12 protein-coding genes are annotated in these 12,563 nt (G+C 69.7%); 8 read left to right on the top strand and 4 right to left on the bottom strand.

Going from position 1 to position 12,563, the window contains the following annotated elements; genetic code table 11:
- Position 1: 1 nt before the first annotated feature.
- Positions 2-982, bottom strand: a complete 981-nt coding sequence (locus DEJ06_RS06670; RefSeq protein WP_110864437.1) for an ABC transporter permease — start codon at positions 980-982, stop codon at positions 2-4.
- 255 nt (positions 983-1,237) lie between these two features.
- Here DEJ06_RS06670 and DEJ06_RS06665 point away from each other — a divergent pair, with 255 nt between their 5' ends.
- On the top strand, positions 1,238-2,956 hold the full coding sequence (locus DEJ06_RS06665) for an ABC transporter family substrate-binding protein (protein ID WP_111038813.1): 1,719 nt from the start codon (positions 1,238-1,240) through the stop codon (positions 2,954-2,956).
- Positions 2,957-3,151: 195 nt separating this feature from the next.
- Positions 3,152-3,616, top strand: a complete 465-nt coding sequence (locus DEJ06_RS06660) for a hypothetical protein (protein ID WP_111022610.1) — start codon at positions 3,152-3,154, stop codon at positions 3,614-3,616.
- A gap of 122 nt (positions 3,617-3,738) precedes the next feature.
- Here DEJ06_RS06660 and DEJ06_RS06655 read toward each other — a convergent pair whose 3' ends face one another.
- The 3 genes from DEJ06_RS06655 to DEJ06_RS06645 all read right to left on the bottom strand — a co-directional run bounded on the left by DEJ06_RS06655 (position 3,739) and on the right by DEJ06_RS06645 (position 5,839).
- Positions 3,739-4,290, bottom strand: coding sequence for a PH domain-containing protein (locus DEJ06_RS06655; RefSeq protein ID WP_181433316.1), 552 nt, complete (start codon positions 4,288-4,290; stop codon positions 3,739-3,741).
- A 193-nt stretch (positions 4,291-4,483) separates the two neighbouring features.
- Positions 4,484-4,963 (bottom strand): peroxiredoxin, encoded by a 480-nt coding sequence (locus DEJ06_RS06650; RefSeq protein ID WP_111038811.1) that lies wholly within the window; start codon positions 4,961-4,963, stop codon positions 4,484-4,486.
- Positions 4,964-5,089: 126 nt separating this feature from the next.
- Positions 5,090-5,839, bottom strand: coding sequence for a CPBP family intramembrane glutamic endopeptidase (locus tag DEJ06_RS06645; protein ID WP_035807570.1), 750 nt, complete (start codon positions 5,837-5,839; stop codon positions 5,090-5,092).
- Between the two features lie 121 nt (positions 5,840-5,960).
- Here DEJ06_RS06645 and typA point away from each other — a divergent pair, with 121 nt between their 5' ends.
- The 6 genes from typA to dapC all read left to right on the top strand — a co-directional run bounded on the left by typA (position 5,961) and on the right by dapC (position 12,531).
- A complete protein-coding gene (gene typA, locus DEJ06_RS06640) occupies positions 5,961-7,883 on the top strand; it encodes a translational GTPase TypA (protein ID WP_027464562.1) in 1,923 nt (640 codons plus the stop codon).
- A 100-nt stretch (positions 7,884-7,983) separates the two neighbouring features.
- Positions 7,984-9,177, top strand: a complete 1,194-nt coding sequence (locus DEJ06_RS06635; RefSeq protein ID WP_220034921.1) for an amidohydrolase — start codon at positions 7,984-7,986, stop codon at positions 9,175-9,177.
- 117 nt (positions 9,178-9,294) lie between these two features.
- On the top strand, positions 9,295-9,843 hold the full coding sequence (locus DEJ06_RS06630) for a hypothetical protein (RefSeq protein WP_071404165.1): 549 nt from the start codon (positions 9,295-9,297) through the stop codon (positions 9,841-9,843).
- Positions 9,844-9,862: 19 nt separating this feature from the next.
- Positions 9,863-11,047: a PIG-L deacetylase family protein gene (locus tag DEJ06_RS06625; RefSeq protein WP_111038810.1), complete on the top strand. Its 1,185-nt coding sequence runs from the start codon at positions 9,863-9,865 to the stop codon at positions 11,045-11,047.
- A gap of 35 nt (positions 11,048-11,082) precedes the next feature.
- Positions 11,083-11,400, top strand: coding sequence for a ferredoxin (gene fdxA / locus DEJ06_RS06620; RefSeq protein WP_111038809.1), 318 nt, complete (start codon positions 11,083-11,085; stop codon positions 11,398-11,400).
- A gap of 12 nt (positions 11,401-11,412) precedes the next feature.
- Positions 11,413-12,531, top strand: a complete 1,119-nt coding sequence (gene dapC / locus DEJ06_RS06615; protein ID WP_111022615.1) for a succinyldiaminopimelate transaminase — start codon at positions 11,413-11,415, stop codon at positions 12,529-12,531.
- The last annotated feature ends 32 nt before the right edge of the window (positions 12,532-12,563 follow it).

The following is a 12,563-nucleotide window of genomic DNA, read 5'->3' as shown; positions in this document are numbered from 1 at the left end:
GTCACACCCTCACTCGCGGGTCGAGCGCGGCGTACAGCAGGTCCGCGAGGGTCCCTGCGATGAGCACGAGGATCGCCGTGAAGAGGATCGTGCCCGACGCCGCGTTGATGTCGTTGTTGCTGATGCTCTGGACGAAGTACTCGCCCATGCCGTGCCAGCTGAAGACCAGCTCGGTGATGCTCGCGCCGGTCAGGATGAGTCCGAACGAGTACGCGAAGAAGGTCGACATCGGGATGAGGGCGACCCGCACACCGTGGCGCATGATCGCCGAGCCGCGGGTGCGGCCCTTCGACCGTGCGGTCCGGATGAAGTCGTTCGACAGCACGTCGAGCATCGCCGAGCGCTGGTAGCGCGAGTAGGTGGCGACGGCGCCGATGGTCAGCGAGATCGTCGGTAACAACAGGTGCACGAGCCGGTCGCCGAGCACCGGGAAGAACCCGGTCACCCCCGGCGTGTACTCGCCGGTGAACCGGATCACCTGCGTCCCCACGCCCTGGTTGAGCGTGGTCGCGAGGATCATCAGCACGACCGCGATGACGAAGGTCGGGGTGGCGAGCACCGCGAACGACAGGTACGTCGACACCTGGTCGGAGGTGCGGTACTGCCGGACCGCGTTCCAGACGCCGAGGAGCACCCCGAGGATCGCGCCGAGCAGTGTGCCGATCACGAGCAGCCGCAGGCTCGTCCCGGAGCGGGCGATGATGTCGGCCGTCACCTCGGTGCCGCGGGTGCTCATGCCGAGCGAGCCGTGCGTCACCAGCCCGACCCACCAGTCCCAGGTGCGGACGAGGAGCGGGGTGTCCGGATCGGCGCCGAGCTTGCGGAGCGACGCCTGGATGGTGCCCGGCGGCACGGCCGGGTTGCGCCCCAGGAACCGGGCGGCCGGGTTGAGCGTCGTGCTGGCGAGGATGTACCCGAGCGTGGTCGCCACGATCGTCAGGACGATGTAGTTGACGATCCGCTTTGCGATGAAGGCGAGCATGTGGTTCGTGACCTCTGGGTGCGGCCGTCCGACCGGACGGCGTTGTCGGTGGCGACAGGCTAGCCGTTCGAGCGACTGGGTGGGACAACGGAAGTGACGCTATGCAACATTCGTTACGAGCGTGTTTCGATTCATCGCACAGACCCTTGTGCCGCCTTCGGATGTGGCTAGGGTTCTCAACCAACAGGCGCGACGGCGGGGGCCGCCGCGGTCCAGCGCGATCTGCGCGAACCACAACGAAAGGGAATCCTCGCCATGCGAAAGAGGATCAAGGGCATCGCCGTCCTGGCCACCGCTGCGGCAGCTGCCGTCGTGCTGGCCGGCTGCTCCGGCGGCGGAGAAGCGGGCGGCGACAACTCCGCGGTCGCCGAGTCGTCGCTGAAGTCGACCGGCTGGACCGTCGCGGACCGCGCCGACGTCAAGGACGGCGGGTCGATCACCCTGCCGATCGACACGGCTCCGGCGAACTGGCAGCTGCTCAACCTGGACTCGGGGACCGTCGACGACACGACGATCTCGCAGACGTACCTGCCGGGCTTCATCCAGTTCAAGGAGAACGGCGAGTGGGAGGCGAACAAGGACTACGCGACGTCCGTCGAGCTGACCAAGGACTCGCCCCAGACCGTCGAGATCAAGATCAACCCGAAGGCCGTGTGGTCGGACGGCACCCCGATCAGCGCGAAGGACGTCATCGCGAACTGGAAGGCGCTGAACGGCACGAACAAGGCGTTCGCGCCCCTCGCCACCAACGTGTGGGAGGACGTGGACTCGGTCAAGCAGGGCTCCGACGAGCGTGACGTCATCATGACGTTCTCGAAGACCAACGCCGACTGGGCGAGCGTCCTGACCGCCATCTACCCGTACTGGGCCGTCGACACCCCGGACCACTTCAACAAGGCCTGGGCCAAGGCGCCGTACGCCGCCGACGGCAAGACCTACGTCTCCGGTGGTCCGTACATCCTGAAGTCCTTCGACACCAACGGTGGCGTGGTGACCTTCGAGAAGAACTCCAAGTGGTGGGGTGACCCGGGCAAGCTCGACACGATCGTCTTCAAGACGGTCTCGCGTGACGGCGTCGCCCAGGCGTACGGCAACAAGGAGCTCGACGCCTTCAACCTGAACGGCAGCGCCGACAACCTCAAGACGGCGAACTCGCGCTCCGACTCGAAGATCGAGCGCTCGCTCGGCACCACGCAGCGCCAGATCACGCTGAACGGCACCTCGGACGTCTTCAAGGACCAGGACGTGCGCCAGGCGTTCGCACAGGCCATCAACCGCAAGGTCGTGGCCCAGGCGATCCTGTCGCCGGTGAAGAGCCCGGGCGACGTGCTCAACAACCTCGTCTACCTGCCCGGACAGCAGGGCTACGAGGACGACGCGTCGAGCGTCTACGGCTACAGCACCGACAAGGCGAAGTCGAAGCTCGAGGACGCCGGCTGGAAGATCGGCTCGGACGGCTACGCGACCAAGGGCGGCAAGGAACTCGACGTCCGCTTCGTGATCCCGTCGGACAACCCGAACTCGGCGAACGTCGCGCAGCTCGTGCAGCAGCAGACCAAGCTCGCCGGCTTCAAGGTGACCATCGACACCGTGCCCACCGACGACTTCTTCACGAAGTACATCACCACGACGACCCGTGACTTCGACGCCACGTACTTCGCGTGGCAGGGCACCCCGTTCCCGATCTCGTCGCTGAAGTCGATCTACTACCCCGCCGACGCCGGCCAGAACTACTCCGGCGTGACGGACGACTCGCTCGGTGCCGCGTGGGACAAGGCGAACGGCGAGCTCGACCCGGATGCCCGCATCAAGGACGCGCAGGCCATCGACAAGAAGATCGTCGCGGTCGCCGGCACCATCCCGCTGTTCGCCGAGCCGTACGCCTGGGGTGTGCGCAAGGACCTGGTGAACTACGGTCCGGCGCAGTTCCAGCAGTCGTCGGTCAAGTGGCAGGACGTCGGCTACACGAAGTAGTCGCGACCGCGTTCACGAACGCCACCGCACACGAACGACACCCCCGACGTCGCACGACGTCGGGGGTGTCGTTCCTTGCCGGGCCTGTCGGCTGCTCAACTGCCAGGACCTTCATTTGACGCGTGATGTTGTGTCCTGCAACCCTTGCCGAGGGCGGTAGGGGCTATCGCCCTTCGCGAGACAAGGGGCAAATTCATGCGAAAGAAGAAGATGATGATGGGCGTCGCAGCGATGACGCTCGCGTTCTTGGGGTTCACCGCCACGTCGGCGAGCGCTGCCGAGGTCGTCATCGTGCACATCGGCGGGAGCACGGTCGTCGGTGGGTCGAACACCTTCAAGGACGACAGCGGCAAGACCAACGTCTACCGGACCACTGCAACCTTCAGTGAGGTGAAGTCGACCAGCGCACGGTTGGTGAGCTTCCGTGTGTGCTTCAGCCGCACCGGTGGCGGGCAGGCGACGCTGTCGCCGTACACGCGGAACTCGACTGGGGCCAGCGGAACGTTCTGGGATTCGGGCGTCTACAAGGTGATCACTTCTGGCACTTGCTACACGTACAAGCCCAACAAGGTGTACAAGAAGGGATCCAACGGTGAGATCGTTCGGGTCGTGAACCGCATCACGCCGAACCGCGAGGAGACCGTCGGCTTCTACCGCTGAGCACAGCTGTGGAAGGAAAGTCCCAACGACACCCCCGACGTCGCACGACGTCGGGGGTGTCGTTCTGCGTCGGGGCACTGTCCGAGCGGCACGGCCGCGAGGACTGCGCGACCGCCCGACCGTCAGAACCGTGCCGCCGCCAGCGACGCCGCGACCCCGAGGACGACCATCGCCAGGATCGTCCAGCCGTGGGTGCGGTGCGTGATCGGCGCAGCCGTCACGGTCGACGGAGGTGGGCCGTCCTGCTCGGCCGGGGCGGGCACGTGGGCCAGCATCCGCGCGGCCGCAGCGTCGACGTCCAGGCGATCCGGGCCTCCCGGCTGGTCACCGGTGTGCGCGGCGAGACGCGCCGTCGGACGGGTCGCGATCCAGACGCGGCGGACGCCCTCGCTGGTGACCACCTCGAGGCCGTACTTCGTGCGCACCTCGCTGATGCGGGACCAGGTGTAGGTGCTGGTCCGCCGGACGTCCACGATGCGCAGGTGCTCCGGCGTCAGCTCGATCCGGGGACGCCAGAGCGCAGCCCAGGCGACGAACGCGACGGCGATGCTCGGGATCGGCACGAGCCAGGGGGCGCCGCCGCCGAGCAGCGCCAGTGGGACGAGCACGACGGCCACGACCCAGAGGACGACGGCGAGGGCGCGCAGGCCGGGGGCGACGATGGTGGTGGGCACCGGACGAGGGTACGAGATGCCTCCCCGGAGACGCCCGGGGAGCGGGTGTGACACACCGGCGCGTATCTCCGGACGACCCGATTCCCCGGGGAGGCAGATCCTGGACGGACCCTCGTGCCGTCAATGGTCGTCGCCCCCAGTTGGGGTGTCAATACCCCATCGCGACGCATTCAGGGGAATCCCACGCCGAGGACTACGAAACGAGCAGTTCGATCTGTTCGCGGATGGTCTCGGCCTTCGGGAACCGCAGACCGACCAGGCCGACGTGCCGCCACCGGACCACGCCGTCGGGGCCGATCACGAAGACCGACCGACGCAGGCCGATGCCCGGTGCCTGCACCCCGTAGGCGCGGATCACCGAGCCCGCGGTGTCACTGAGCAGCGGGAACGCGAGCGAGGACCCGCGGGCGAACCCCTCGTGCGAGTCGAGTGCCTGCGGGCTGATGCCCCACACGGTCGCGCCGAGGTCGGTGAACTCGTCGAGTTCGGCCTGGTAGCTGCAGAGCTGGGCCGTGCAGACCGCCGTCGCGTCGCCCGGGTAGAACGCCAGTACCACGGTGCGGCCGATCTCGCCGGACAGGTCGTACTCGTCGTCGGAGCGGACGCCGCCGCGCACGACCATCCCCGGCAGGGTGAACGACGGGGCGGACTCGCCGATCGCGGGGATGCTCATGCGTCTCACGGTAGGGCGGCCCGGCGGTGGTTGCCCCTCGGCGCGCTGAGCGGGGGCTGTGGATGCGCCCGCGACGCGCTGAACGGCCAGCGACGCGTGCGCGAGCTGCCAGCAGCGCGCCGCGGCCTACGAGAACAACTGCGGGAACGCGTGCGCCACCCAGGGGTACCCGACGAAGACCACCGCGTCGAGCAGTGCGTGCGTGATGACGAGCGGCAGGAGTCGGCCCCACCTCGTGTAGATCCAGCCGAACACGACGCCCATCACCGCGTTGCCGATGAACGCCCCGAACCCCTGGTACAGGTGGTAGCTGCCGCGCAGCAGAGCGGTCGACAGGATCATCTGCCAGCGGCCCCAGCCCAGGTCGCCGAGACGGGCGTAGAGGTACCCGATCACGATCACCTCTTCCTGCAGGCCCGAGCGGATCGCGGAGAGCAGCAGGACCGGGACCGTCCACCAGTACGAGTTGAGCGCGGCGGGGTCGACCGCGACCGTGATGCCGAGCGCCCGCCCCGCGAAGTACAGCGCGAGCCCCGGGATCCCGATGCACAGGGCGATGAGTGCCGGGCCGCCCAGGTCCGGCTTCGCCCGGAACCGGTCGATCCCGAGCCGGCCCAGGTGGGGTCGCGACGTGCTCCACAGCAGGTAGCAGACGAGCGCGACCGGGGCCAGGTCCACCGCGATGCCGAGGAGCTGCCGGGCGAGGTCGACGTACTGCACCGTCGTCGACGAGGTGTTCAGCGCCGTCGACTGCTCGCCGAGCGGGGTCGTCTGGGACAGGTCGTCGATGATCTGCAGGATCGAGTAGAGGGCGCTGGCACCGAGCGAGAGCAGCAGGACGATGGTGATCTCGACCCACGTTCGCCGACGGCTCATGCGCTGTACTCCTGTCGCTTGCGAACTACCGGTAGACTGGCGTGTCGGGCGTTCTGCCCACGGGTGCGGTGCTGTGAAAACACTGGCCCGACACTCTCCCAGAAATTGAAGGATGTCCTGTATGGCGCTCGCCACCCGGTCCGACCTGCGCAACGTCGCCATCGTGGCACACGTCGACCACGGCAAGACCACCCTCGTCGACGCGATGCTCACGCAGACCAACTCGTTCGACGCCCACTTCGAGGGCGAAGACCGCATGATGGACTCGAACGACCTCGAGCGCGAGAAGGGCATCACGATCCTCGCGAAGAACACGTCGGTGCTCTACAACGGCAAGCACGCGACCGAGTTCGGCGCGGACGGCCCCATCACCATCAACGTGATCGACACGCCCGGTCACGCCGACTTCGGTGGTGAGGTCGAGCGCGGCCTCTCCATGGTCGACGGTGTCGTGCTGCTCGTCGACGCCTCCGAAGGTCCCCTGCCCCAGACCCGCTTCGTGCTGCGCAAGGCGCTCGCCGCGAAGCTCCCGGTGATCCTGCTCGTCAACAAGACGGACCGGCCCGACTCCCGCATCGACGAGGTCGTCTCCGAGTCCCAGGACCTGCTCCTCGGCCTCGCCTCCGACCTGTCGGACGAGGTCGACGACCTCGACCTCGACGCGATCCTCGACGTCCCGGTGGTCTACGCCTCGGGTCGCAACGGCGCCGCGTCGCGCAACAAGCCGAACGACGGCGAGCTGCCCGACAACGACGACCTCGAGCCGCTGTTCGAAGCGATCCTCCAGCACGTCCCGGCCCCGAAGTACGACGACGAGCACCCGCTGCAGGCGCACGTCACGAACCTCGACGCCTCCCCGTTCCTCGGTCGCCTGGCGCTCCTGCGCATCTTCCACGGCACCATGAAGAAGGGCCAGACGGTCGCGTGGGTCAAGCACGACGGCACCGTCGTCAACGCCCGCATCACCGAGCTCCTCATCACGAAGGCGCTCGACCGCTACCCGGCCGAGTCGGCGGGCCCCGGTGACATCGTCGCCGTCGCCGGCTTCGACACGATCACCATCGGCGAGACCCTGACCGACCCCGAGGACGTCCGCCCGCTGCCGACCATCACGGTCGACGACCCGGCGATCTCGATGACGATCGGCACGAACACCAGCCCGCTCGTCGGCAAGGTCAAGGGCCACAAGCTGACCGCCCGCATGGTCAAGGAGCGCCTCGACCGCGAGCTCGTCGGCAACGTCTCGCTCAAGGTCCTCGACATCGGCCGCCCCGACGCGTGGGAGGTCCAGGGTCGTGGTGAGCTCGCACTCGCCATCCTGGTCGAGCAGATGCGTCGCGAGGGCTTCGAGCTCACCGTCGGCAAGCCGCAGGTGGTCACGAAGCGTGACGAGAACGGCAAGCTGCAGGAGCCGTACGAGCACATGACGATCGACACGCCGGAGGAGTACCTCGGCGCGATCACGCAGCTCATGGCCGCTCGCAAGGGCCGCATGGAGAACATGACGAACCACGGCACCGGCTGGGTGCGCATGGAGTTCATCGTCCCGTCGCGCGGCCTGATCGGCTTCCGCACGTCGTTCCTCACGGAGACCCGCGGCACCGGCATCGCCAACGCGATCTTCCACGGCTACGACGAGTGGGCCGGCGCGATCCAGACCCGCATCAACGGCTCGATCGTCTCCGACCGCTCCGGTGTCGTGACGCCGTTCGCCATCACGAACCTCCAGGAGCGGATGTCGTTCTTCGTCAACCCGACCGAAGAGGTCTACGAGGGCATGGTCATCGGCGAGAACTCGCGCGCCGACGACATGGACGTGAACATCACCAAGGAGAAGAAGCTCACCAACATGCGGTCGGCCAACGCCGACACGTTCGAGTCGATGACGCCGTCGCGTCAGCTCTCGTTGGAGGAGTGCCTCGAGTTCGCCCGTGAGGACGAGTGCGTCGAGGTCACCCCCGCCGCCGTGCGCATCCGCAAGGTCGAGCTGGACGCGTCGGCTCGCCAGCGCTCCTACGCGCGTCTCAAGCGCCAGGACGCGTAAGCACCAGCACGAGCAACACGCGCGGAGGCCCGTCCTCCGTCCGACGGCCCGGTCACCTGCAACAGGTGGCCGGGCCGTTCGCGGTTGTACCGTGGTCAGCGTGACTCTCGACCTGCTCTCGATCTACCAGGACCTGCACGCCCACCCGGAGCTCGGCTTCCAGGAGCACCGCACCGCCGGTGTCATCACTGCGAAGCTCGCCGAGATCGGCGGGATCGAGGTGACGACGGGCGTCGGCGGCACCGGCGTCGTCGGTGTCGTGTCGAACGGCGAGGGCCCGGTGGTCTGGCTCCGCGCCGACATGGACGGCCTGCCCGTGCAGGAACGCACCGGCCTGTCCTACGCCAGCGAGCACGTCGGCACCGACGACGAGGGCCGCGAGGTCCCGACCATGCACGCCTGCGGCCACGACATCCACGTCACGTGGCTGCTCGGCACGCTGGAGCGCCTGGTGGCGACCACGGGGGACTGGCGCGGCACGGTCGTCGCCGTCTTCCAGCCTGCGGAAGAGGTCATCTCCGGCGCCCGCGCGATGGTCGAGGACGGCCTGGTCGAGCGGTTCCCGAAGCCGGACGTCGTGCTCGGGCAGCACTCCGCGCCCGCACCGGTCGGCATCGTCGCGGTCGGCACCGGCCCCGTGATGGCGTCGAGCGACCGGCTGACGGTGACCTTCAACGGTCGTGGGGCGCACGGTTCGGCACCGCAGGCCTCGCTCGACCCGGTCGTCACCGCGGCCTCGGCCGTCGTGCGGCTGCAGACCGTCGTCGCCCGCGAGGTCTCGCCGAGCGACGCGGGGGTCGTCACCGTCGGCAGCTTCCACGCCGGCACGCGGGCGAACATCATCCCCGACGAGGCCGTCATCGAGATCTCGACCCGGGCCCGCAACGAGGAGACGCGCCAGCGCATCATCGCCTCGATCGAGCGCATCGTCCGGGCCGAGAGCACGGCCGGAGGCCTGTCCGAGCCGACGATCGTGCGCGCGCCGGGCGCCGAGGTCACCGTGAACGACGCCGATGCCGCCGCCACCGTGCTCGAGGCCATCCGCGCCGAGGTGCCGGGAGCCCGCGACCTGGAGATCGGGCTCGCCATGGCGTCGGAGGACGTCGGCCAGCTCGCCACCGCAGCCGGAGCGCCGCTCGTGTACTGGTTCACGGGCATCACCGACCCGGAGCGCTTCCGCCGCGGCGAGGAGATCCCGAGCAACCACTCGCCGTTCTACGCGCCGCAGGCCGAGACCGCGATCCCGGTCGGCGTCGACGCCCTGGTCGCGGCGACGCGCGCCTACGTCGCCTGAACCGTCCGTCGGCAAGGAGGCCCGGGGCGGCCCCGCCGCGCACGTGACCGCCCCGGGGACGGCACGTTCACAGCCAACTCGCGCCGGGCCTCCCGGCTCGTCCGTTACGGTCGCGCCATGCGTTCCCTCCGTACCCCGCTGATCGCCGCCGTCGCTGCCGGCATCGCCCTGGCCGGACTCACCGGCTGCTCGACCCAGGCCGTGCAGCAGGCCACCGACCTCGGGTCCTCCGTCGCGTCGAACGTCGCCGACGGGGTCGCGGGCATCGACGGCAAGGCGATCCAGGACGGCATGTCCTCGGTCGCCGGTGGCATCGACGGCGCGCTCGACACGGCGCTCAAGGGCGCGGACGTCACCTCCGACGGCAAGGTACCGGACGGGTTCCCGTCGGCCGACGTCCCGCTCGTCGACGGCACCGTGCTCGGCGGAGGAGCCGGCCCGAACGGCTCCGGGTGGGTCGCGCAGGTCCGGGCGGCCTCGGTCGACGACTTCCAGGCCGCCGTGCAACAGCTCACCGACGCCGGGTACACCGAGTCGGCCAAGCGTGCGGACTCGTCGAGCGCGTTCGGCATGTTCCGGAGCGACGCCTACCGCGTCGTCCTGACCTTCTCGGAGACCAAGGACAGCGGCGGCGTCACGGCGACCTACATCGTCACGCCCCGCTAGTCCCGTACCCTTGGGGACGATGTCGAAGGCCCCTGCCACGCGCCCCGAGCGCGTCCTGATCGTGCACGCCCACCCCGACGACGAGACGCTCTCGTCGGGCGGGACCATCGCGACCCTGCTCGAGCGCGGCGCCGAAGTGACCGTGCTCACCGCGACCCGGGGCGAGCGCGGTGAGATGCTCACGGAGCAGTTGGCCCCGCTGGCGGGCGACCCCGCGCGGGTGGCACGGCACCGGGAGACCGAGATCTCCGCGGCCCTCGCCGCCCTCGGCGGGCCGCAGCACTTGTGGCTCGGTGGGCGCGGTGCCCGGCCGACCGACCTGCCGGAGCGTCGCTACGTCGACTCCGGCATGCAGTGGGGCCCGGACGGGCGGGCCACCGCCGCGGACGACGCCCCGGCCGACTCGCTGACGGCGGCGGACCTGGGCGAGGTCGTCGACGACGTCCGCGCCGCGATCCGCTCCACCGGTGCCGACGCCGTGATCAGCTACGCCGACGACGGCGGCTACGGGCACCCCGACCACGTGCGGATGCACCACGCGGCGCAGTACGCGGCCCGTGCCGAAGAGGTCCCGTTCTCGATGATCGTCGACCCCGCCAGCGGTCAGGCCGACGTCACGGTCGACGTCATGCCGGTCCGGGCCAAGGTGCGGGCGGCAGTCGAGCAGTACCGCTCCCAGGTCGCCGTCGACCCCGTGGACCCCGCCGACCCAGCGGCCCTGTCGTGGGTGATGCCGCACGGCGTCCGTCAGCACGCCCCGGCGGTCGAGGCGTTCCGGCACGACGCGGCCCCACAGCCGGTGGCCCCGAAGACCTACGCCGAGATGTCCGGCCAGGGCAAGGCCGCGGCGGTCGTCGTCTCGCTGCTGCTCGGCCTGCTCGCGGGCGGGCTCGGGACGGTCACGCACCAGCAGACGCTCGGCGCGTTCCCGGTCGGACTCGTCGTCACCACCCTCATCGTGCTTGGCCTGACCGTGGGCGTGCGGCTCGTCTACCGCTCGCGGGCGATGGTCGCCGCGATCGGCATCGGGATCCTCGTCGCGACGCAGGTGCTCGTGTCGGTCGGCGGGGAGAGCTCGCCGCTCGTCCTCGCCAACGCGGCCGGGTACGTCTGGACCTTCGCCCCCGCGGTCATCGCCGCCCTGGTCCTCGCGTGGCCGGACCTGTCGGGGCTGCGGTCCCGGACGGCCCCGGGCCGCGAGTAGACTCGAACCCGCTCGTCGAAGGGAGCACCCGAACCGTGACCTACGTGATCGCCCAGCCCTGTGTCGACGTCAAGGACCGTGCCTGCATCGACGAATGCCCGGTCGACTGCATCTACGAGGGTGAACGCTCGCTCTACATCCACCCCGACGAGTGCGTCGACTGCGGTGCGTGTGAGCCGGTCTGCCCCGTCGAGGCCATCTACTACGAGGACGACCTGCCCGACCAGTGGGCCGACTACTACAAGGCCAACGTCGAGTTCTTCGACGAGGTCGGGTCGCCCGGCGGCGCTGCGAAGGTCGGCGTGATCCACAAGGACCACCCCGTCGTCGCGGCCGAGCCCGTCCGCGGCTGACCGGACCCCCTCGTGGCGCTCGACCTCCCCGACTTCCCCTGGGACCAGCTCGTCCCGTTCAAGCAGCGCGCCGCGGCGTACGAGGGCGGCATCGTCGACCTCAGCGTCGGGTCGCCCGTCGACCCCACGCCCGAGGTCGTCCGCACCGCCCTGGCCACCGCGACCGATGCGCACGCCTACCCGCAGGTCGCCGGCACCCCGGCGCTGCGACAGGCCATCGCCGACTGGTACGGCCGTCGGCACGGCGTCGCCCTGACCGAGGCGAACGCGCTGCCGACGATCGGCTCGAAGGAGTTCATCGCGGGCCTCGCGCTCTGGCTCGGCATCGGCCCCGGTGACACGGTGGTGTTCCCGGCCGCCGCGTACCCGACGTACGAGCTCGGCGCCGCACTGGTCCGCGCCGAGGCCCTGGCCTCGGACGACCCGGCGGCGTGGCCGTCCACCACGAAGCTCGTGTGGCTGAACTCCCCGGGCAACCCGGACGGCCGCGTGCTGACCATCGACGAGCTCCGTGCCGCCGTGGTGCGCGCCCGCGAGCTCGGGGCCGTCATCGTCGGCGACGAGTGCTACGCCGAGCTCGGGTGGGACCCGGAGTACGCCACCACCCCGACGCCCACGATCCTGGACCCCCGGGTGGTCGGTGACTCGCTCGACGGCGTGCTGAGCGTGTACTCGCTGTCGAAGCAGTCGAACCTCGCCGGCTACCGTGCGGCCTTCGTCGCCGGTGACGCCGCGATCCTGGCCGACGTCCTGGCCGTCCGGAAGCACGCGGGGCTCATGCCGCCGCTGCCCGTGCAGCAGGCCATGGTCGTCGCGCTCCAGGACGAGACCCACGTGCAGCAGCAGAAGGCCCGCTACCGAGCGCGACGGAACATGCTGCGGCGAGCACTCGAGGATGCCGGGTTCCGGATCGACCACAGCGAGGCCGGGCTCTACCTCTGGGCCACCCGCGGCGAACCCGCTCTCGACACCGTGGCCTGGCTCGCCGACCGCGGGATCCTCGTCGCACCGGGCACGTTCTACGGCGCAGCAGGGGGCGAGCACGTCCGCGTGGCCCTGACGGCGACCGACGAGCGCATCGCCGCAGCGTCGCAGCGACTGGCGAGCAGCCGTCGCCTCGGCACCGCGTAGCACGGACACGAGTCGTTCCGGTGGTGCCCGCA

This window comes from Curtobacterium sp. MCLR17_051, assembly GCF_003234395.1.
Taxonomy (GTDB): domain Bacteria; phylum Actinomycetota; class Actinomycetes; order Actinomycetales; family Microbacteriaceae; genus Curtobacterium; species Curtobacterium flaccumfaciens.
This window is presented reverse-complemented; position numbering and strand designations above follow the sequence as displayed.